This window comes from Paenibacillus marchantiae, assembly GCF_028771845.1.
GTDB lineage: Bacteria > Bacillota > Bacilli > Paenibacillales > Paenibacillaceae > Paenibacillus > Paenibacillus marchantiae.
Map to the genome: position 1 here is coordinate 2,605,144 of NZ_CP118270.1, position 22,123 is coordinate 2,627,266.

The window sequence follows — 22,123 nt, forward strand, 5'->3', positions numbered from 1 at the left end:
CATTTACTAAGATCGAGGGAGGAAATCATTTGAGAAAGGGTACGAAGTGGACATTGTGGATTCTGGGCTTGATGCTCGCTGCAATTTTTATCAACTTCTATATGAATCTATATAGCTTTGCTTATGCGCTGATTACCGTGCTTTTACTTGTATTTATGGGATGGGGGTTCTTAGCCAAGTTAAAGAACGACGTTCGACAGCATGAAGATCATCATAGAAGAGAGCATCAAACTGCGATTGATGACATCGATCAATACACCAGGTAAAACTAACCAGCATATCAGGAATAGCATTAAAGATACGTTACAAGCAAACTAGGATTAAATGAGTAAAGGCTCCCGTGAGGGAGTCTTTTTAATTTTGATTAGTATGATGATAGTCTCTTCTATTGCTAAATAGACAGTAGTTAAGTAAAATAAACATATGAATAATTGCTCATATATTAATACATAAGCGATATTGGAGATGATACATATGTATGATGTATTAGTTATCGGGGCTGGGCAAGCAGGCTTGGCGGCAGGTTACTATCTTCAACAGTCGGGGTTAACCTTTTTAATCGTTGACGCTGTCTCATCTGTCGGGGAATCTTGGCGTAAACGGTACGACTCCTTGCGTCTTTTTACCCCACGAATGTATGACGGATTACCCGGAATGCCTCTTAGTGGAAATAAAAATAGCCTGCCAAGCAAGGATGAAATTGCAGATTATTTTGAAAACTATGCTAAACAAATGGAGCTTCCAATAAAGTTAAACTGTTCAATCTCTCGTCTCTCGAAACGAGATGAGATGTTCTATGCTGAAACCAATGATGGAATGATAGAAGCGCGCAATATTATCGTTGCGACGGGACCTTTCCAGACCAAGAATGTTCCTCATTTTGCGACATCATTATCCGAGAATGTAATTCAACTTCATTCATCAGAGTATAAAAACCGCTCTCAATTGCTTCCTGGAACAACAGTAGTCGTAGGCGGAGGGAATTCAGGCGCCCAAATTGCTGTAGAGTTAGCATCAGATGATAGACAAACCGTATACATATCCATAGCTCGAAATATAACATTTAGACCTTTGCATATCATGAAACGAAGTATATTCTGGTATTTCGAAAAGCTCGGAGTATTACGTGCAATTGCAGATCGTATGGTCGGAAAATGGTTACGAAATCAGCCTGAGTACGTATATGGCTATGAGTTAAAAGAGTTGATCACTAAAGGGAAAGTTAACAAGCGTCCACGTGCTATAAATGCAATAGATAACCGCATCCTATATGAGGATGGGAGTGAGGCACCAATAGACAATATTATCTGGGCTACTGGGTTTAAACGAAATGATGATTGGATTGATATCGCTACTGCTTTTGATTCCCAAGGTGAAATTTTACACGAGAGAGGAGTATCACCGGTTGCTGGACTATATTTTGTAGGGCTGCCTTGGCAAACATCACGAGGTTCAGCACTGTTGGGATGGGTTAAATACGATGCTCAGAGAATCGTTAATCATGTGATTCAAAGGTAAGACACATCATTGAGTAACTCTCGCATTATGGAGGTGTTCATTATTACTGAACTATCCAAACAGTACATATCACACGTTAGGCCGTTCCTTCATGGAGCGGCCTCTTTACACATTGGGTCTTATTTCGCAACAGTTATTTCAAAAGTAGAGTGATCATGATCCTGTATGCTGAAGCGATATTCAAATCCATTTCGAACCTTCGCTCCATCAAAATTACTCTGACTTACATCGCGATCCAATATGCCGATATCCTGAATCACGTCTTGCGCATCATTATACGTGTACTCGTTATTGGTTGTCAGAATAAGTGTAGCGATAGCAGTCAAAAAGATTCCACCCGTTGGTTCGCTGACATCACCATTCTCGTACAACCTGACTTCTTGTACTTTTTGATCCAAATTTAATGTACCAACCAATCGTAATTCATCATTGAATACATACTCGAAAGTGCCGGTTCCCTGCTCTGAAGAGTCTTTCATATTCAAGCGGGTAATACTCAAACCATTCAGTCGGTATTTGCCCACGGCGGCATTAAACTTGTTTTTGAATTCCTCCGTTGTCATATGGAAGCCAGAGGCATTCGTTTGAGTTAGAGGTGCGTGATCTTCCTCTGTTGTATCAGCGCCAGATCCGTGTTTCTCCGTGTGGTCTGTCCCAGATAATTGCGGAGGATTTGAAGGTAAAGTCAACATGCCATACATTCCTATCGAAGCAATTGCAAAACATGTCACCGTTAGAATCACATGCCTTATTGGTATCCGGTTATGTTTTCGTATGGATAAGACCATCAAAACAATAAATACGAAGAAAGCCATAAAGCCTAGGATGAATAGTATTGTAAACAGATATTGCAAATTCTCACCTCGTAATGCATCGTTATTTCGTACTCTCATTATAATGTTCCTTCGAGAAACTTTAAACCTGTACTCGTCTCTTTAAAAAATATGAACAGTGGAGCGAGCAGACGAAAAAGATGACCCCTGTGCAGTACAGGAATCATCTCTTAAGTGTGGTCTAATCCCCCTGTTAAGAGGCGTTTGGTTTGTTAGCCCTCAATCGGTATTTAGTCAGGCATAATCCAGACGATTTCGGCAATGCGCACGAAGAATTTTCTATTTCTTTCCTCTAGTACAACATGGTCATGTTTAACAGCGACCACACATCCATCCAGTCTACCGCGAGTCGTTTCCAGGATAACCACTTTTCCCACCAGGGACATTAGACTTTCGACTACACAATGATCCACTGGATGAACGACAATGTTATGGGGCATCTGGGGCACATAATGTGAGTTAGCCATGGGATGCATCATTTGATAATTATTCAAGAAAAAACCTCCCAAATCATTTATACGGCATCCTATGCGATTGCCCACGCGAACGACTGGGCGTTTGACCAAAGTATATACTTTTGGAAAATCCGAATGAGGTATTATGTTTGTCAGCCAATCGCAGAGGGTCAAGTTTACAGTGAAATGAATGAAGCACTGCCGGCGTTTTAGCCAGCAGTGCTATTTTTTCTTATCATCACTTGGACTTAACCCAGCAAGAAAAGTGTGACTCGAATCGAGTTTTCTATAAATGAACGATTGGGACGGGACTTCATGAAAACGGTCAGTCCAATTAGGGATACAATAAGTGCTTGCGCGACAGCCTTAGCGTCCAGGGAGGGGTTAAGTTCCCCTGATCGCATTCCCCGCTCAATATTTTCCTGAAAGATGACCGACAGGTACATCTGATGTTCCCGGGTGAGAATTTCAAATTTCTCATCATGGGGTGCAAGCTCAACCATCGTATTGATGCAAAAGCATCCACGACTGAGTCGCTCTGCGTTGTATTCTTCGTCCACGATTTCTGAAAAAAAAGTACGAAAGGCCTCTTTAACCGATGTAATACCCGCCAGTCTGGTTCGCATCTCTGCGGCACGAGCCATCGTGTATTTCCGTAGCGAAGTTTCGAACAGTTCTCTTTTATCTCCAAAAGTGGAATATATACTGGGTCTTTGGATGCCCATTCTTGAAGTCAGATCACTTAATGAAGTGGCTTCATATCCTTTTTCCCAAAAAAGCTGCATCGCTGCATCTAGCACTTTCTCTTCGTCAAATTCGCGAGTTCTCGCCATAATAAATACTCCTTGTTACTTATATTTTCTAAAGTATAGATTTTTTTTGTATTGGATCATATAGATCGTGTTTTGCTAATTATATTTAGTACTCATCAGTATGATATATAATATATAACTCTCAATAATTTGTCAAACCAACGTCTTTTTGAGGATGTATTTAAGAAATGAGATACATTTTTAATCAAAATAAATAGATTGACAGTAAGAGAAACACTGAGATATATTAACTACCTAAATAACATACCGATCGGTAATTTATTTTACGAGTAGTGATAGTCCAATTTTGAATAAGGAGAAATCAGTTATGGAAATAGGAATTACTTCGTTTGTGGAGACAACACCCGATCTTCGGACAGGTGAGGTCATAAGTCACGCACAGCGATTGCGTGAAGTGGTGGAAGAAATCGTGCTTGCCGATCAGGTGGGGTTGGATGTATTTGGCGTAGGAGAACATCATCGTAAAGATTATGCGGCTTCTTCCCCTGCGATGGTGCTGTCCGCAGCTGCATCCCTGACCAAGCGTATTCGGCTGACTAGTGCAGTAACGGTACTTTCGTCCGCTGACCCGGTACGTGTGTTTCAGGATTTTGCCACACTGGATGGCATTTCGAATGGACGTGCGGAGATTATGGCAGGGCGGGGTTCCTTTACCGAATCATTCCCTTTGTTTGGATATGAGCTAGGTGAGTATGATGAGCTGTTCGATGAACATCTGGAACTGCTGCTTAACCTGCAAAAGTCCGAAATAGTCAACTGGCGAGGTGGGCACAGACCTGCAATACATAATCTGGGCGTATATCCACGGCCTGTGCAGAGCCCTTTGCCCATATGGATTGGCAGCGGGGGCAATCAGGAATCGGTGGTGCGTGCAGGATTGCTGGGGCTTCCGTTGACGTTGGCTATTATTGGCGGGAGCCTGGAAAGGAATTTTGGCCCCCTTGTACAGTTGTACAAGCAGGCAGCGGCACATGCCGGACATGACGCTTCGAAGCTTACTGTAGGGTCGCATTCGCTCGGATTTGTGGCTGAAAATACAGAACTGGCGGCTGATCTGTTCTTTCCTTCTACCCAGGCGGGCATGAACAAAATTGGCAAGGAACGCGGATGGGGACATTACAGTCGTGCCAGTTTTGATGCTGCACGTAGCCATGAGGGTGCTTTGTACGTAGGTGATCCAGAGACGGTTGCCCGGAAAATCATTCACCTTCGCAAGAATGTGGGCATTACACGTTTCATGATGTACGTACCGATTGCCACGATGCCACATGATCAGGTGATGAGAGCGATTGAATTGATCGGAACAGAGGTGGCACCTCGAGTGCGGACAGAGTTGGCTGAGTGGGAAGCTGAGAATGGACAAAGAGCATAAAGAACATACACTGAAGGAGGAATTGCATATGAGTTTTGTAGATCGGGTGGTACCTGAATTAAGAGATGCATTGACCCAGTTTCCGGGCTTTAATTTGAAGGGGGGATTGCAGGTTAGCCGGGCGATGCTCGTGAACCCACCAATTGTGAAATCGAACGACGTACGCACCACAAATCGAATTATTGCTGGGGCAGCAGGAGACATGTTGGTCAAACTATATGAACCGTCTGAGCGTACTGGAGATAAGCTGCCGGCGATGCTGTGGATTCATGGAGGAGGTTATGTGCTGGGACATCCGGATATGGATGATGCGTTATGTGAGCGCTTTGTACAAGCGGCTCACTGTGTAGTCGTATCGGTTGATTATCGCCTGGCTCCTGAGCATCCTTATCCAGCTGCCCTTCATGACTGCTATGCAGGTCTGGTATGGATGACGGACGAAACAGAGTCGCTCGGTATTGATCTTAGCCGGGTCGCAATTGCGGGAGCAAGCGGAGGTGGAGGACTGACTGCAGCACTTGCACAAATGGTCCGCGATAAAGGTGGGCCGAGCCTGATCTTCCAAATGCCGCTGTACCCGATGCTGGACGATCGGAATATTTCGGCTTCGAGCCACGAAATTACGGAACAAAATGCCACATGGAATCGGACGAATAACCTGGAGGCATGGAGTATGTACCTTGGAGGAGAGATGGAGGGATTGGGGGAGAACGAAGAACACAACATGCCTTCTTACGCTGTCCCAGCAAGAACTGAAAATCTGGCAGGGCTACCCCCAATGTATACGTGTATTGGCCAGCTTGATCTGTTTCGAGATGAAACTATTGAATATGTGACACGTCTTGCGGCAGCGGGAGTGGATGTCGAAATGCACCTGTATCCCGGTGCTTATCACTGCTTCGAAGTATTTGTGCCTGATGCGGAAGTTAGTCAGCGGGCTTGTCAGGATTATATCCGTGCCATGGCTAGAGCACTTAATCCTTCATGGGAGCAATAAATGTCTCCGGTGTTGCCCATAAAAATTGATGTTCTTTTCATCTTCATTTCAGATTCCGTTAAGGTAACAGGGGTAAGATAAGTCTTGTAAACCCCTTCTCGTGTTAAATAGATGTGTGACTAGCCCCGTCGGATCGTCCGGCGGGGTACTTTTTTTCTTCATTTCATCGGTTGATGGTATGATAGATAAATACATAAATGCTAGTAACGGAGGGATGGTTCGTGGACCCCAGCCTGCATCCGCTGTTCAGACCCATTCAGATGAATGGGTCAGATCGGAACACGTATTATATTGAACAAATACCTTCTATTTCCCTAATGGCTCATGTAGCCTGTTATTGGGAATCCGGTTCTATTCCGCACACAGGAGAGCGAGATCAGGAACCTATATCAGTGCCCGCTCGGGTATTACCGGATGGCTGCACGGACATGCTGATTACATACGACTCGGTCCGTTCGGCTCATTCCTATGCATACTGTGGCAATTATACGCATCCATTTGCTGTGTCCGAGGCATCCGATGTAAGTCCTTCCGCAGATTACACATTTGGCGTACGTTTTTTTCCGGGTGGGGCGTACGTCTTTCATGGTTTGCCATTGGAAGGATTTACGGACATGCGAATTCCGCTTGAGGAATGTTGGCCAGTCAGGTTAAGTGAGCTTCAGGAGCGGATAGCTGGAACAAGAACCTTTGAAGAACGGGTACAGGTTATGAATGCCTATCTGAGTCCACTATCCGTGCAAACCAATACATACGAGAATGATTTGATGAAAAACGCGCTGCATCGCATCTTTATCGATGGGGGACGTATGAGCGTCAGTGAGCTGGCAATGCGAGAAGTTGTCAGTGAACGCCAGCTGCATCGGAAGTTTGCAGAATGGATCGGAATCAGTCCGAAGCGATTCAGTGAGGTGGTTCGTTTTCATCGTGTCCTGGGCAGTATTCATCAGGGGCATACGGCGGATGGGGTAGCGCTGGCCCTGAATCATGGTTTTTTTGACCAAGCCCACTTGATTCGTCAATTCCGCAAGTTTTATGGGGAAACCCCGCTGACCGCTGCCAAGGAACATCAACAAAGGTTGTCCGATTTGTACAATAAGTCGGTTGCCCCTTCAGATATACTGAGATCGTGAGAATAATAGTAAAGGAGATATCATATATGAATGGAACATTGCAAATTCGGGATCATCTGCTCAATGAATTGGAGACAGGAGTACGTACGGGGGCGAGTCTGATCCGCCTAATCCGTCCAGAGGATTGGGCATACCGCCCGCAGGACAATATGCGTTCACTGGTGGAACTGGTCCATCATTTTATTCAGATCACAGCATCGGACCTTGCCATTATGCAGGAGAAGAGCGAAGCTGAGGTTGGTGTGGTAGAGAATAGCCTGTCAGGGATCGAGGATATTGAAAAACTGGAGGCGATACTTTGGGGCAATTTAGAAGCCTACAAAGCTTATATTGTATCGCTGAGCGAAGAAGATCTGTTGAACCGCTCAACCAAAGCCTTCTATATGGAGCACGGTCATTTGCAGGCTCAATGGCAGATTGAAACGCTAACTCACGTATTCCATCACCGTTCACAGTTGTATAATTACCTCAAACAGCAGGGGCATGAGTTGAACTTTTTCATGCTGTATGCTTAAAAATCTTAGAATATGAGTTTTGTGTAATTAGCTCCGCCTAATGACTGGCGGGGCTTTTTTTTTTGTGTCTAGTATTCTAGCGTCTCTATTAAAATGGACGTTATCACACGGTCATTTTACCGTTACATTAATAGATTCCAAACATAGAATACTGTATCAAAGCAAAAGGAGGTGATTTCCATGGCCATCCTTTTACCGCAACAATTTTATGCCTTAGATGCAAGCGTGGGTAAATCGTATTATGAAAACCTCGCTGGAGGCACGAATGCCAGCATCACGGTGAACAATTTTGGTACTGCCCCGGTAGATCTGGTTGTGACTCGTGTTAACGCTTCAGTGATCACGTATATGATCCCAGCTGGCAACAGCCTTACGTTGTCTGTTGATTTGCTGCTCGTAGCTGCTTTGTTGACTACTCCGTCAGGTGCTTCAACAGGCACAATTCAAATCGCAACATCTGATTTCTAATGAATGTAGCGTGCTTTGTGAACCTCTGTCGGACATGTTGTCGGCAGAGGTTTTTCTTTTTATTTATGGATGCATCATATCGATTCAATCAAGAAACAGCCTCAGAAATTGTATGTGCGACCCCAGTGATATAATAGGTTTAGATCAAATTTTTGTTTACATAGGTTACTATTCAAGTAATTTATATTAGGAACATCGTGAAGACTAATGTTGTGAAACAGGAGGTTATTGGACGATGAAAAGACCAACGTTTCTTGAAACCGAGCGGCTTGTTTTCTCGACATGGAATGAAGAAGACCGTGCTCTGGCTTCCGCTCTATGGGGAGATCATGAGGTATCGAAGTGGATTAGCAGCAAAGGATTTCTGAGCGAGGATGAAGTGGAAGCGAGATTGACTCAGGAATTAAAAAGGCAAGAAGATGTGGGAGTGCAATACTGGCTGTTTGTTGGTTGCTGTGGCTTGCGCCCGTATTCTCCGGAAGAAGAGATATATGAACTGGGATTTCATCTAACCCGGGATCATTGGGGCAAGGGCTACGCCATGGAGGCGGCACGGGCGGTGATTGACTATGCATTTGGCGAACTGAAGGCTAAAGCGTTGTTTGCCGGGCATCATCCGGATAATGAAGTGTCACGTCACATGCTGTCCAAGCTGGGCTTTGAGTATGTACGGGATGAGCGTTATGAACCGACAGGACTGATGCGCCCGTCCTATTTGCTGAAAAAGGAATAAATATGTTCCAAAATGCAGCACAACGTCTTTAAATATATAGCATAAATGGATGGATAGCAGCGGTGACCGTCATTTTTTGGTAAAGGGGTTTTCATCGTTTTTTTATTTCATTTTCAGCTTCTATTAAGGTAGCAGAGGTAAGATAATTCTTGTAAACCCCTTCTCGTGTTAGATAGATGTGTGACTGACCTCGCCGGACGCCGGTGAGGTATTTTTTTGCTTATTTTTATAAATATACACAAAACAAACATAAACAAAATAAATGAAGTGTTTTTATCTGTGAATCATTGACTTATAAAGATAAACAAAGGTATAATGAATGTGAAAAAAGGAACTTACTATGTACGTGATGGGCATTCTATTTTTTATCATGAGGAGAGAATGATGATGAACGTGACCCTTACCAATGAAACAACGCAGGCTGCAGGCTTCCATATCCCATTTGTTCGTGAGATGGCGGAGATTACTCAACATATGTGGAAAAACGGGTGGGATGAACGCAATGGTGGCAATGTCAGCTACCTGCTGGGGGAAGAGGAAGTTGCCCAATATATCGATATCAACCATGTGATCCGCAAGATCAAACCAGCATTTTCGATGCATGAGCTGGCAGGCAAGTATTTTATTGTGACTGCTTCGGGCAAATATTTCAAAAATGTACTGGCTGATCCGGAGAGCAATCTGGGGTTGCTACGAGTATCGAATGATGGACAGGAGCTGGAAGTGCTGTGGGGGCTAAAGTCGGGAGCGAACCCAACGAGTGAATTGCCTACGCATTTTATGAGTCATATCGAACGTCTGAAAGTCGACTCGAAACACCGGGTTGTGATGCACAACCATGCGACCAATGTGCTGGCGATGACCTTTATCCATGAGTTGGATGAAATGAAATTTACAAAGACGCTGTGGCAGATGTGTACGGAATGCGTTGTCGTATTTCCTGACGGTGTTGGTATTATTCCGTGGATGGTGCCTGGATCGAATGAAATTGGACGGGAAACGGCTGAGAAAATGAAGGAATACCATGCGGTCATTTGGCCGCAGCATGGGATTTTTGGAACAGGTACAACGATTGATGAAGCCTTTGGCCTCATTGAGACTATTGAGAAAGCGGCTCAGGTGTATATGCAGGTTGCAGGTCATGAGATCAGACAGAGAATTACGGATGAGCAGCTAGCTACATTGGCCCAAGCTTTCGGTGTCACTCCACGTCCTGGTATATTGGGCATAGAAGTTTGATGGATCGAAATCGTATAAAAGAAAGAGCTACAACACAGCCTAATATGAATGGTCTTTGGTTTATTAAACCGAAGGCCATTTCCTTTTTTTCGGCGAACAAACGCCATTTTGGTTCAAAAACGTTCAAAAAACTGATAAAGCGCGGCTTTGTTATCGATTATTGAATCGTAGAATGCATTATCACACGCTGGCGAAATTCGGGTGAAATGACGTATTGTCAATGGCTCAGCGATTTTGCATAATAACAATGCTTCCACAGATGAAAGACGGAAGGAAGTTATGATCATGCTTGGCAAAATGAAGAGAATCTTAATAGGCAAGCCAATGAAATCGGCTGAATTGGATGCAGAAAAATTGGGGAAATGGAAGGCACTTGCCATCCTGTCCTCCGATGCACTATCGTCCGTTGCCTACGGTACGGAGCAGATCTTACTGGTGCTCGTTGCGGCCGGATTCGCCGCCTTGTGGTACTCTGTTCCAATCTCCATCGCCGTGTTGGGATTACTCGTCATTTTAATTTTTTCCTACCGCCAGACGATTTTTGCTTATCCAACAGGAGGCGGCGCGTATATCGTAGCCAAGGATAATCTCGGCACGGCTCCGAGCTTGATTGCCGGAGGATCTTTGCTGGTCGATTATATTCTGACTGTTGCGGTAAGTTCGTCCGCAGGGACCGATGCGATTACATCTGCCTTTCCAATGCTTCATGATTACAGCATCGTCATTGCACTGATCATGATTGTATTTCTGACTATTATGAATTTGCGAGGGGTGACGGAATCAGCTTCCGTATTGGCGATCCCCATATATCTGTTTATCTTTTCGATTGCGATTCTGATTATCTCCGGAGGTATCAAATTTCTGGCTGGTGGCATGGAAGCTGCGGCCCCAGAATTCGGAACGAGTATGTCTCATGTGAGTCTGTTTCTGCTGCTGAAGGCATTCAGCTCGGGTTGTTCGGCCTTGACCGGGGTTGAGGCGGTGAGTAACGCCATTCCGAACTTCAAGCAGCCTGCGGAGAAAAATGCAGCAGGAACCTTGATGCTTATGGGATGTATTCTGGGAGCCATGTTTATCGGGATAACGTTACTTGCTTATGGTTACGGGGTGAAGCCTGATCCGAAAGCCACAGTCATTTCCCAGATCGCCGAAGCGACATTTGGCAGGGGTACGATGTATTTTATTATTCAGGGTGTAACGGCCTTGATTCTGTTCCTGGCAGCGAATACGGCTTATTCTGCTTTCCCGCTGCTGTCCTTCATGATGGCAAAGGATAAATATATGCCACATATGTTTATGGTTAGAGGAGACCGCCTTGGCTTCTCGAACGGTATTATTTTTCTCAGTGTGATGTCTGCCTTGCTGGTTGTTGGATTCAAAGGAAATACGGAAAGCTTGATTCCGCTCTACGCGGTGGGCGTGTTCATTCCATTCACCCTGTCGCAGCTGGGCATGATGATTCGTTGGATCAAAGTCAAACCATCCGGATGGGGTGTGAAGCTGCTCGTCAATACGATTGGTATGCTGACCACACTGTCGATTACATTGATTTTTATATTCACCAAGTTCACACAAACATGGGTTATCTTTATTTTCCTGCCACTCGTCGTTTATGTGTTCATGCGCATTCACCGTCATTACTGTAACATCGCGGATGAATTGAGGATTGATATCAAGCTGGAGAAACCGGTGAGAAAGGGCAATACCATCGTCATTCCGGTGGCTGGCATTACAAGGGTGGTCATGAATACAATCTCTTACGCCCAGACGATGTCAGATCACGTGGTTGCCTTGTATATCGGGTTCGATGATGAAGCCATTCGCAAGATGGAGCAGAAGTGGGAAGAATGGAACCCTGGCGTTCGCCTGGTTGTCATTAAATCAAGATACCGCAGTATTATGGGACCGCTCAAGAAGTTCATTGATACCGTGGAATGGAAAACGGCCGAGACGGACCATATCACGATTCTAATTCCACAGTTCATCACCAAGCATTGGTGGCAAAATGTACTACACAACCAGACCAGCTTCATGATCCGCGCTTATTTGATCAATTACAAAGACGTGATTGTCACGACTGTGCCGTATCATCTCAATCGTTAAAAGGCTTCGTCTACACTGGCCAATGGCATGAAAAGAGTATGTTATATGCTTATATGCTATCCATTTTCTTTGGGATTCTCTACCGGAAATTTTGCGTTAACATTAAATATCCAGTTTTCTGTTAAATTGATTGAGTTGATATCTAATCGTTGTTCATCTTCCCTTAACACATAAAGCCGCACGAACGTTCCCGAATCAAGGGAGTTCTTGCGGTTTTTTTGCTGTTTGCTGAGCTTGTCATGAAGTCTATTTAACATCCCTTGTTTGGTAAAGTCGCTTGTCCACGATTAACGCTGCGTTGATTCAGAACGGATGCTGCTGTGACAGTTGGCTTTTACACTAGATAATGTGGGTGATGAAGTTCACACACCGAATGCGTAGATCAAGGGGGAAGAAAATCCGATGAGTGAGCTTGACAACCGGATCGGCTTGCCTGCTGCCAGACGGCGCGTATGGGGTACAAGTCAGCGCCGGACAGCTTCGCTGCGTGTGCAGCGGATGCGGGAGAATATGCTGGCCTATGGTTTCCTGGCACCATCGCTGCTTTTATTTGCAGTGTTTCTGTTTTATCCGATGTTCAAGTCGGTGTACCTGAGTCTGCATTCCACTGACCCTACCGGACAGATTGCAGCTTATGTGGGACTGGACAATTTCAAGGCAGTATTCCAGTCCGGACTGTTCCTGCAAGGCATGAAAGTGACGTTGCTATTTGTCCTGTTTACCGTGCCAACCGGCATGCTGGCAGCTCTGATTCTAGCGGCATTAACACACAACCGTTTCAAGGGAATGCGTATATTCCAGTTTGTATTCTCTCTGCCCGTGGTATTGTCTGTCGGTTCATCGGCGGTCATCTGGAAGTTCCTGTTCCATCCGACCTTGGGCATGCTGAATTATTTATTGGGAAAAGTTGGAATCGATCCAATTCCCTGGCTGACCAGCCCGGATTGGGCCTTAATATCGATCTCCATTATGACGATTTGGATGAATCTCGGATTCAATTACATTATTCTATCCAGCGGATTACAGGGCATCCCGGATGAAATTTATGAGAGCGCGAAGATTGATGGCGCAGGTCCTTTACTTACTTTTCGCAAAATCTCGATGCCACTGCTGTCGCCAACCCTGTTTTTCGTCACAGTTGTATCGATCATTGGTGCGTTCCAATCATTTGGTCAAATCAACATTCTAACCCGTGGTGGCCCGATGGACAGCACCAATGTATTCGTATATTCCATCTATCAGGAAGCCTTTGTTAATTTCCGCTTTGGGACGGGCAGTGCGCAGGCGCTTATCCTGTTCGCGGTCATTATGCTGCTGACCCTGATTCAGTTCAAATGGGTGGAAAGGAAAGTGCATTACCAATGAGGACACCATGGACCAAAACATTGCTGTATGTGTTGCTTACAATCTGTGCGGCACTTGTACTGTATCCGGTGCTGTACACCTTTTTCATGGCGGTCATGACGCCGGAGGATGCCAGTGCGTATCCGCCTCATATCATCCCGCAATCGATAGACCTGTCCAATTTCACGGAAGTATTCGATATCGTTCCGATTGGTTCGTTTATCGGCAATACATTCCTGGTGGCAGGACTGACGATGCTTGGTCAGCTTGTTACAGCGAGTATGGCGGCCTATGCATTCGCGAAAATGGAGTTTAAAGGCAAGAACGTCATCTTTAGCATGTTTGTGGCGACGATGATGATTCCTTGGGAAGTCACCATGATCCCGAACTATCTGACGGTGCGCAGTTGGGGCTGGCTCGATACGTATCAGGGACTGACCATTCCGTTCCTGGCAACAGCGTTCGGTACATTCCTGCTGAGACAATTCTTCATGCAGCTGCCCAAGGAACTGTTTGAAGCAGCGAAGATCGATGGCTGTGGGCATATCCGGTATTTTGTGTCCCATGTCCTGCCATTGTCTCGCCCGGCACTTGGAACATTGGCAATCTATTCGTTCCTGAGCATGTACAACTCCTATCTGTGGCCACTGCTTGTTACAAATACTCCAGAGATGAGGACGGTACAGATCGGGATCTCGATGCTGGAGTTCCAGGAATCCACAGCATGGAATCTGGTGTTTGCCGGCACAGCGCTTGTTATTTTACCGTCGCTGCTGCTTCTGGTCTTCGGTTTGAAACAGCTTGTCCGCGGTATGGCCGCAGGCGCGCTGAAGGGTTGATTAAGTTAAGAGTGTATGGATTTAACGGGTTAGTGGTTTGGATACCCAGGAGCGAATAAACAAGGCCTCACTCTTGAAATAAGTTCTTTAAAGGCTGCAAAAGCAGTGGAGGGGACGAAATCGATTCTGTAGAAGCGAAGCGTTCGCCTTTATCACCGGATTTTCTCCTTTGAGGGAGATGAAAAAAATCCGGTGATAACAGCGATCGAAAGAACGATTCGTAACCATAACGGCCACCTTGCAGAAATTAAAGCACTTATTGTGACGTGAGCCCCAAAAAAAGGAGAGCGATTATGATCGGGTTTCGTTTGAAAAAAAGAGGAACATTTGCATTGATGTTGGCTGCACTTATGCTGGTATTGTCCGCTTGTGGCGGAAAAACCGAAACAACAAGCACAACGGGCGGAGCGCAGGCAGATGCTGCAGCTGCTGAACCGGTACAACTGACGTGGTGGCATTCGATGTCGGGTGCAGGGGAGAAAGCCATTAATCAACTCGCTTCCGATTTCAACGCAAGTCACCCGGACATTCAGGTGAAGGCAATCTATCAAGGGAAATATGATGAGAGCCTGAACAAACTCAAAGCTTCCATGGGTTCGGACAGTGGTCCGGATATTATCCAAGTGTACGAGATCGGCAGCAAGTTTATGATCGATTCGGGCATGATTACGCCGGTACAGCAATTTATCGATAAAGATAAGTTCGATCTGTCCCAATTGGAGCCCAATATCATCCGTTATTACACCATCGATGGCAAATTAAATGCGATGCCGTTCAACACATCGAACCCGATTCTGTATTACAACAAAGATATGTTCAAAGCTGCTGGTCTGGACCCGGAGAACCCGCCTAAGACATATGAAGAGTTTGAGCAAGCAGCTAAAGCACTGGCGAAAGACGGTAAACCAGGTGCATCCATGGCCATCTATGGCTGGTTTATGGAACAGTTCTTTGCGAACCAGAATGCAGATTATGTAAACAATGGTAACGGAAGAACCGGTGCAGCGACTGAATCCATGCTGAACTCCGAAGCTGGTGTGAAGACTTTGACATGGTGGAAAAAGATGATGGACGAGAAAACCGTCTCTAATCTGGGACGCAGCACTGACGATACGACCGCTGCGTTTACCGCACAGCAAATCGGTATGACGCTGGATTCCACCGCTGGATTGCGCAAAATTGTAGAGGGTGCTGGTGGCAAGTTTGAGCTGGGAACAGGCTTCCTGCCACGTCCAGCAGATGCCAAAGAAGGCGGCGTCGTTGTTGGTGGCGCAAGCTTGTATATCATGAACAACAAATCCGAAGCTCAACAGCAAGCCGCTTGGGAGTTTATCAAGTACCTGGCTACACCTAAGGTACAAGCCAACTGGAGTGTTGCGACAGGATACTTCCCTATTACGACAGCAGCCTACGATGAGCAAGTATTAAAGGATAATATGGCGAAGTACCCGCAATTCCAGACAGCAGTCGACCAATTGCACGCTTCCGCTGATTCGACAGCAACATCCGGGGCTGTAATGGGTGTATTCCCCGAAGCCCGTCAAATTGTCGAAGGAGCGATCGAGACAGTTCTGAATGGACAAGGTACACCGCAAGACGTATTGGATGCAGCAGCGAAGCAAATTACAGACAAGATTGGGCAGTATAACAGCACGGTGAAGAAGTAACTTATTTCTTGAAATAGGACAAACTTTAGGCTGGATATAGCAAAGTTGAAATGTATGGCTTAACTTAGGATTTCATAACGAGTGAGACGTATGCGATGGTCAACCCTGACTGTCGCATCGTTTTGCTGTGAAAATATCTTGAACAAAATTGCTTTAAGGCGAATTGGCTATAGGGATATCTAGCAATATATGTCGAATACAGAGATCCACATCTTTATTATGTCAGTTTAAGTTACTCAATATAGGTTTTTATACACAGAAATTCACTATAAAAGTAATAAATCTGACATATAAAAGCTGTGAAGTAGTACTTTTTTACCTATTTTTATTTTTTTTCATCAATTTTGTGATGTTTGTGTTCTATTTTATATCATTTAAAAAGAATATTGTTTACACGTAATAGAAGTTCAGTTATCTTATATTTGAACTAATGTACAAGCTTCATGAACAAATGATTATGAATTTAAAACATGGAGGTAGGTAAAAGATGCATGTTCTGCAAATGAAGAGGTGGCTCAGGTTGTTCCTGGCCATGGTCCTGCTCATCACGGGTGCCATTCCAGCCGGATTGTTCAGCAGTAAGGCAGCCGCGGCGGATGAGCCGTTAACGGTTGCTCAGGCGATAGCTCGCAACAATGATGGACTACCGGGGACAGTAGAAGGATACGTTATCGGGTACTTTAACAATAATTCTAAAAACCAACTTCAAACCGAAGCTCCGTTTAGTGGAGGAAGTAATTTCGGACTTGCCGATACTCCAGGGGAAAGGGATTTAAGCAAGATTATGTCTGTTCAAATTCCCAGTGATACCTCCGTACGTGACATATTTGGATTAAATAAAAATCCCGAGCTGTTTGGTAAAAAAGTCAGGATAACCAATGGAACGTTAGCTTCCTATCTTTCTCTTCCTGGCCTCAAATACATTGACTCCTCTTCAACAACCTTCCAACTGATCGATGAGACTCCAGTAACTAAAGTGGCAAACGTCACAGCTAATCCTACTTCCGGCGCTGTTCCAACAGGGACCCAGGTGGCCTTGGAAACAACCACAGTCGGTGCAACTGTATACTACAAACAGAATACGGATGTTGATTATCTTCCCTACACCGTGCCCATCACGGTAAATGATGCAACTCACATTGAAACCTACGCAGCCAAAGAGGGGATCGACAATAGTGATGTTATCAGTTTTGACTACACCATCATCGACAACAGCCCTATTTCCATCTCTGATGCAAGAAAAGCAATTGAAAATACGACCGTTACCGTTCAAGGCATTGTAACTTACAGCGAATTATCCGGAAGTGTATCCAATCTGTATATTCAGGCTAACGATGCCGGGATCGTTGTGCGCGGTAATGCTTCTGGTGTGGAAGTGGGAGACCGAATTGAAGTCTGCGGCCCAATTACGATCTACAACGGCCTTATCCAGGTTGAAGCAAGCAAATCGGGATTTCAGGGTGGATATATTCGGACTGTCGAAAAGTCACAGGATCTACCTTCACCTGTACCACTCAATTCTTCCCATTTTGCTTCTGGCGCGGGGGGGAGTAAGGGTTCTGGAGGGCAGTATGAAGGGATGCTTGTCGAAGTAAACAATATTCAAGTGACAAAAAGCAACACGCCCACTTACACGGCGACAGATGAACATGGCGGTGAAATGCTGATTTATGCCAAAAACAGCCCGTCTGCTCTCTCCGTTGGCAAATCTTATCATAAAGTGACAGGAGTCTTGACGTACCATTCCACTTACGGTCTGGAGTTGATTCCTCGAACGGCGTCGGATATTCTGGAGGATTTGCTCTCCGTAACAGCGAGCACACCTTCCGGTGGTATTGTAAAAGGAACGGAAGTTACGTTGTCTTCCCCTTATGTAGGTGCCCAAATTTTCTATACACTGGACGGTTCTGAACCAACTGTGAATTCAACGGAATACACACAGCCTATTACGATTAATCAAGATCAAATCATTAAAGCTGTTGCCACTGCTGATAGCAGAGTAAGCACCATTTTTTCTTTTGAGTATACTGCGGTGGATCGACTTGATGGTGTACGTATTCACGAAATTCAGGAGGCAGGCCATTATTCCATCTATGATGGATTGAATGTACAGAATGTAGATGGGATTGTTACATCTCTAGTTAACGCAGATTCATTCTATATGCAATCCATTCCTGGTCAGGAAGATGGAGATCCGGCAACTTCTGAGGGGATTTTAATCTATAAGAAAGATCATGGAATGAAAGTCAAGGACCAGGTAAAGGTTGCCGGCAAGGTGAAAGAGTATGCAGCAAGCGCAACAGACTTGCCAACCACTGAAATTGTAGCTTCTGAGATTAGGTTGGAACAACCCAATGTTGAATTGCCACAACCCGTAATCATTGGAAAAGGTGGTCGCGTAATACCGAATGTCATTGATTCGGATGGATTGAGCGAATTCAACCCGGACGTGGATGCCATTGATTTCTATGAAAGTCTGGAAGGCATGCGTATTCAGTTAGATAATGCTACTATTCTTGGACCTTATTCCTACAATCCTGGATTAGCAGTGACGGTAGACAACGAACTTAATAATCCATTGCAGACCCCGGCAGGAGGACTAATCTTACGTAGAGATGGAGCTGGAGAGTTTGAAAGTTCTCTAAATCCTCAACGCTTATTCATTAATAAAAAACCTTCTCAAGCTGTGACCACGGGTGATAAATTTGCAGGCCCAATTAATGGTGTGATTTCTTATTCGAGTGGTAATTATAAGGTCACCTTGGAAGGCGATTTACCTCCGATCACATCCAGTGGTTTGAAACAGGCAACAACCTCAATTGAATCACAACAAGACAAGTTGACTATTGCTACATTCAACGTAGAGAACTTCAGTAAAAAAGATGCAGCACGTGGAAACAAAATCGGTAAAATTATCGTTAACAATCTAAAAAGCCCTGATATTATAGGGATCATGGAAGTTCAGGATAACGACGGCGCAACAGATAGCGGAAACACAGTTGCGAGTGAGAGCTTCAAAACGCTTCTGGATGCAATTAAAAGCAATAATGGACCAAGTTATCAGTATACCGATATTGCACCGCTAAATAACATGGATGGTGGAGCAACCGGAGGCAACATTCGTGTAGGGTTCCTGTACAATCCGAATCGAGTATCCTTAAAAGCAGGTACCAAGGGTGAGGCAAAAACAGCACTGTCCCTTGATGCAAGTGGAAACCTGTCGCTGAATCCAGGGCGAATTAAACCGGATAATGTTGCATTTGAAGCGTCAAGAAAACCGCTTGCTGCGGAATTTGAATTTAACGGTGAACGTGTGGTCGTTATCGCTAACCATTTCAATTCCAAGGGTGGAGATTTAGCCCCATTTGGTAATGTCCAGCCTGCAACCCGCAGCAGTGAAGTGCGGCGTGCGCAGCAAGCAACGATTGTCAATGATTTTGTAACTGAATTAATTAACAAAGACCCTGACGTAAATGTCGCTGTACTTGGAGACTTCAATGACTTCCAGTTCTCCAAGACGCTGAACATTGTTGCAGGAGACAAGCTGGACAATCTGGTAAACAAACTGCCAGAGAACAAGCGATACTCCTTCATCTATGACGGAAACTCTCAGACACTGGATCACATTCTGGTGAGCAAAAATCTGTCCGAAACAGCGGCTATCGAAGCGGTTCATGTGAATGCTGACTTCGAAGATTCCCATGGTCGGGTCAGTGACCATGATCCGTTGCTCGCGCAGCTGAGCATTGGAAGCACGGCAGAAGAGGGCGACTTCAACCTGCGTGTATTGCATACCAATGATACGCACGCGCATTTGGATAACATCCCGCGCCGCGTAACAGCTATTAAAGAAACACGCAATGATAACACCCTGGTGCTGGATGCAGGGGACGTATTCTCGGGTACATTGTACTTTAACCTCTTTAACGGTCTGGCGGATCTCGAATTCATGAACATGATCGGATACGATGCGATGACCTTCGGAAACCATGAGTTTGATAAAGGCCCAAGCGTACTCAAGAAATTTATTGAAAAAGCGGAATTCCCATTTGTGAGTGCCAATATTGACTATACGAAGGATGCGAGTTTGGGTGGCTTGTACAACAGTACCATCGGAAATCCAGGTGAGAATTCCCAAATCTATCCGGCCATTATCACGGAAGTAAACGGCGAGAAAGTCGGAATCTTTGGTTTGACGACACCGGATACCGTATCCCTGTCATCACCGGGAGATGATCTGAAGTTTAAGGATTACAAAGCAAGTGCGCAGGCAACAGTGAACATGCTGCAAGATGAAGGTATTAACAAAATCATCGCGCTGACGCATCTGGGTTACTCGGAAGACCTGAAACTAGCAGAAGCGGTAGAAGGCATCGACATCGTAGTGGGTGGTCATTCACACACCATTCTGAACAAACCGGTGGTTGTAGATACGCACACCGATCCGACGCTGGTCGTACAGACGGGAGAATATGACGTTTCCCTGGGTCAACTGGATGTAACGTTCAACGAAGCAGGCGTACTGACAACATGGAACGGCAAATTGCTGAACCTGGATGCAAAGGATGCCTCTGGTGCATACGTCTACGCCAATGATCCGGAAGCAGCCAAGAAATTAGAAAGCTATGCGAAACCTCTGGCTGAGTTCAAAAAAGAAGTAATCGGTAAAACGAACGTATTCCTTGATGGAGAACGCGGCAGTGTGCGTAAGCAGGAAACCAATCTCGGTAACATGGTAGCAGACGGCATGCTAGAGAAAGTGAAATCTATTGTGAAGGAAAACAATGTTAAAGGATATGTCGCCATTCAAAATGGTGGAGGCATTCGGGAATCGTTCAAGGAGGGAGACATCACCCTGGAACAATTGCTGAAAATGATGCCAAATGGAAACAACCTGTCTGCGCTAAAAATGACAGGTAAGGAAATTACGGCTGCGCTGGAAAATGGCGTGAGTGGTGTAGAAACAGGCGAAGGGCGCTTCCCGCAAGTTTCAGGCATACGTTTCTACTATGATTCCACGAAGCCGGGCGAGAAAGTCGACGCTATAACCAATACGGTGACCCAAGTCGGTCAACGCGTGCTCAAAGTACAGATTAAGAATGCCAATGGCACGTACACAGACATCGATCCAAACGCATACTACATCGTAGCGACGAACTCGTTTATGGCTAACGGTGGAGACTTCTATCGGTCCATGAGAGCGGCCAAGGATGACAACCGGTACTATGAACTGAATCTGGTCGATTATGAAGTCTTCCATGAACATCTGGACCGTGTAGGTACGGTAAATCAGACAACGGAAGGACGCAGTACCGATCTGAAGGGAGCTCCACTTCCGGGGGATGGCAACGGAAGCAATCCGGGCAGTGGTAATAGTGGTGGAGGTACAACGACACCAACCACACCTGTAACACCAACAGATCCAACAACTCCGACCACGCCTACAACACCTTCCGTTCCGGGGAATGGGAATGGTGGCGGTACTACACCAACCAATCCGGGTGTGATTTTGAAAGATATTGGTAATCACTGGGCAGCAGCTGCCATTGAGCAGGCCATTTCCCGGGGAATTGTGAATGGATATCAGGACGGTAATTTCCGTCCAAATGGACCGGCAACACGCGCCGAGTTCATTGTAATGCTGGCAAGAGCATTTGAACTCCCAGCCAGCAGCAAGGCGTTGACGTTTAAGGATGCTTCCAAAATTCCAGCATGGGCACAATCCTTTATTGCTCAAGCTGTAGAACAAGGGATCATTAGTGGCTATACAGATGAGACGTTCCGTGCATCCGGCAAAGTATCCCGTGTAGAGATGACGGTTATGTTCGTAAGAGCACTCGGACTTCCAGTTAAATCGAATGCCACACTAACCTTTGCAGATGCAAATAAAGTACCTGCATGGGCCGTACCTTATATCGCAGCTGCATATGATGCAGGACTGGTGAAAGGTACAGGCAAGAACATGTTTAATCCACTCGTTGAAGCAACTCGTGCTGAAGTTGTAACCCTGTTGATGTCAGCGAGTGAGTTTCAGGCGAAGTAATAAGACTAGTCAATCTTCCTATGAAAAGGAA

At 45.3% G+C, this 22,123-nt stretch carries 17 protein-coding genes; 14 read left to right on the forward strand and 3 right to left on the reverse strand.

Annotated elements, in window-relative coordinates; translation table 11 throughout:
* Window positions 1-29: 29 nt before the first annotated feature.
* On the forward strand, window positions 30-266 hold the full coding sequence (locus PTQ21_RS11765) for a hypothetical protein (protein ID WP_063564476.1): 237 nt from the start codon (window positions 30-32) through the stop codon (window positions 264-266).
* 199 nt (window positions 267-465) lie between these two features.
* Entirely contained in the window at window positions 466-1,518 is a 1,053-nt protein-coding gene (locus tag PTQ21_RS11770; protein WP_274570483.1) for a flavin-containing monooxygenase, read from the forward strand.
* A 119-nt stretch (window positions 1,519-1,637) separates the two neighbouring features.
* On the opposite strand, the gene PTQ21_RS11775 is transcribed toward PTQ21_RS11770, so the two are convergent.
* The 3 genes from PTQ21_RS11775 to PTQ21_RS11785 all read right to left on the reverse strand — a co-directional run bounded on the left by PTQ21_RS11775 (window position 1,638) and on the right by PTQ21_RS11785 (window position 3,639).
* Window positions 1,638-2,210 (reverse strand): hypothetical protein, encoded by a 573-nt coding sequence (locus PTQ21_RS11775; RefSeq protein WP_063564474.1) that lies wholly within the window; start codon window positions 2,208-2,210, stop codon window positions 1,638-1,640.
* A 371-nt stretch (window positions 2,211-2,581) separates the two neighbouring features.
* The gene (locus PTQ21_RS11780) at window positions 2,582-2,845 is read right to left on the reverse strand and encodes a DUF2642 domain-containing protein (RefSeq protein ID WP_420800362.1); all 264 of its coding nucleotides are present in this window, start codon (window positions 2,843-2,845) and stop codon (window positions 2,582-2,584) included.
* 209 nt (window positions 2,846-3,054) lie between these two features.
* On the reverse strand, window positions 3,055-3,639 hold the full coding sequence (locus tag PTQ21_RS11785; RefSeq protein ID WP_274569974.1) for a TetR/AcrR family transcriptional regulator: 585 nt from the start codon (window positions 3,637-3,639) through the stop codon (window positions 3,055-3,057).
* Between the two features lie 307 nt (window positions 3,640-3,946).
* On the opposite strand from PTQ21_RS11785, the gene PTQ21_RS11790 reads away from it, so the two are divergent.
* The 12 genes from PTQ21_RS11790 to PTQ21_RS11845 all read left to right on the forward strand — a co-directional run bounded on the left by PTQ21_RS11790 (window position 3,947) and on the right by PTQ21_RS11845 (window position 22,092).
* Window positions 3,947-5,011: an LLM class flavin-dependent oxidoreductase gene (locus PTQ21_RS11790; protein ID WP_274569975.1), complete on the forward strand. Its 1,065-nt coding sequence runs from the start codon at window positions 3,947-3,949 to the stop codon at window positions 5,009-5,011.
* Window positions 5,012-5,039: 28 nt separating this feature from the next.
* Window positions 5,040-6,008: an alpha/beta hydrolase gene (locus tag PTQ21_RS11795; protein WP_274569976.1), complete on the forward strand. Its 969-nt coding sequence runs from the start codon at window positions 5,040-5,042 to the stop codon at window positions 6,006-6,008.
* 221 nt (window positions 6,009-6,229) lie between these two features.
* Window positions 6,230-7,141: a helix-turn-helix domain-containing protein gene (locus PTQ21_RS11800; RefSeq protein ID WP_274570485.1), complete on the forward strand. Its 912-nt coding sequence runs from the start codon at window positions 6,230-6,232 to the stop codon at window positions 7,139-7,141.
* A 26-nt stretch (window positions 7,142-7,167) separates the two neighbouring features.
* Complete coding sequence (locus tag PTQ21_RS11805; protein WP_269053642.1) at window positions 7,168-7,656, forward strand: DinB family protein; 489 nt, start codon at window positions 7,168-7,170, stop codon at window positions 7,654-7,656.
* Between the two features lie 180 nt (window positions 7,657-7,836).
* Window positions 7,837-8,124 (forward strand): hypothetical protein, encoded by a 288-nt coding sequence (locus PTQ21_RS11810; protein WP_274569978.1) that lies wholly within the window; start codon window positions 7,837-7,839, stop codon window positions 8,122-8,124.
* Between the two features lie 235 nt (window positions 8,125-8,359).
* Entirely contained in the window at window positions 8,360-8,857 is a 498-nt protein-coding gene (locus PTQ21_RS11815; protein WP_274569980.1) for a GNAT family N-acetyltransferase, read from the forward strand.
* Window positions 8,858-9,244: 387 nt separating this feature from the next.
* Window positions 9,245-10,096: a rhamnulose-1-phosphate aldolase gene (gene rhaD, locus PTQ21_RS11820; protein ID WP_274570486.1), complete on the forward strand. Its 852-nt coding sequence runs from the start codon at window positions 9,245-9,247 to the stop codon at window positions 10,094-10,096.
* Window positions 10,097-10,381: 285 nt separating this feature from the next.
* Window positions 10,382-12,199 carry an APC family permease gene (locus PTQ21_RS11825; protein WP_063564464.1) on the forward strand — a complete coding sequence of 606 codons (1,818 nt, stop codon included), beginning with the start codon at window positions 10,382-10,384 and terminating at the stop codon, window positions 12,197-12,199.
* A gap of 498 nt (window positions 12,200-12,697) precedes the next feature.
* The gene (locus PTQ21_RS11830; RefSeq protein WP_371129256.1) at window positions 12,698-13,564 is read left to right on the forward strand and encodes a carbohydrate ABC transporter permease; all 867 of its coding nucleotides are present in this window, start codon (window positions 12,698-12,700) and stop codon (window positions 13,562-13,564) included.
* Entirely contained in the window at window positions 13,561-14,382 is an 822-nt protein-coding gene (locus PTQ21_RS11835) for a carbohydrate ABC transporter permease (protein ID WP_064640050.1), read from the forward strand. The genes PTQ21_RS11830 and PTQ21_RS11835 overlap by 4 nt, the downstream gene beginning before the upstream one ends.
* Window positions 14,383-14,675: 293 nt before the next feature.
* A complete protein-coding gene (locus tag PTQ21_RS11840) occupies window positions 14,676-16,049 on the forward strand; it encodes an ABC transporter substrate-binding protein (RefSeq protein ID WP_063564461.1) in 1,374 nt (457 codons plus the stop codon).
* 487 nt (window positions 16,050-16,536) lie between these two features.
* Window positions 16,537-22,092, forward strand: a complete 5,556-nt coding sequence (locus PTQ21_RS11845; protein ID WP_274569981.1) for an S-layer homology domain-containing protein — start codon at window positions 16,537-16,539, stop codon at window positions 22,090-22,092.
* Window positions 22,093-22,123 lie beyond the last annotated feature (31 nt).

Coding starts and splice junctions, on each gene's coding strand:
- PTQ21_RS11770 (WP_274570483.1), top strand. CDS start 466: ATGATACATATGTATGATGTATTAGTTATCGGGGCTGGGCAAGCAGGC.
- PTQ21_RS11775 (WP_063564474.1), bottom strand. CDS start 2,210: ATGTTGACTTTACCTTCAAATCCTCCGCAATTATCTGGGACAGACCAC.
- PTQ21_RS11785 (WP_274569974.1), bottom strand. CDS start 3,639: ATGGCGAGAACTCGCGAATTTGACGAAGAGAAAGTGCTAGATGCAGCG.
- PTQ21_RS11790 (WP_274569975.1), top strand. CDS start 3,947: ATGGAAATAGGAATTACTTCGTTTGTGGAGACAACACCCGATCTTCGG.
- PTQ21_RS11795 (WP_274569976.1), top strand. CDS start 5,040: ATGAGTTTTGTAGATCGGGTGGTACCTGAATTAAGAGATGCATTGACC.
- PTQ21_RS11805 (WP_269053642.1), top strand. CDS start 7,168: ATGAATGGAACATTGCAAATTCGGGATCATCTGCTCAATGAATTGGAG.
- PTQ21_RS11810 (WP_274569978.1), top strand. CDS start 7,837: ATGGCCATCCTTTTACCGCAACAATTTTATGCCTTAGATGCAAGCGTG.
- PTQ21_RS11815 (WP_274569980.1), top strand. CDS start 8,360: ATGAAAAGACCAACGTTTCTTGAAACCGAGCGGCTTGTTTTCTCGACA.
- rhaD (WP_274570486.1), top strand. CDS start 9,245: ATGAACGTGACCCTTACCAATGAAACAACGCAGGCTGCAGGCTTCCAT.
- PTQ21_RS11825 (WP_063564464.1), top strand. CDS start 10,382: ATGCTTGGCAAAATGAAGAGAATCTTAATAGGCAAGCCAATGAAATCG.
- PTQ21_RS11830 (WP_371129256.1), top strand. CDS start 12,698: ATGCGGGAGAATATGCTGGCCTATGGTTTCCTGGCACCATCGCTGCTT.
- PTQ21_RS11835 (WP_064640050.1), top strand. CDS start 13,561: ATGAGGACACCATGGACCAAAACATTGCTGTATGTGTTGCTTACAATC.
- PTQ21_RS11840 (WP_063564461.1), top strand. CDS start 14,676: ATGATCGGGTTTCGTTTGAAAAAAAGAGGAACATTTGCATTGATGTTG.
- PTQ21_RS11845 (WP_274569981.1), top strand. CDS start 16,537: ATGCATGTTCTGCAAATGAAGAGGTGGCTCAGGTTGTTCCTGGCCATG.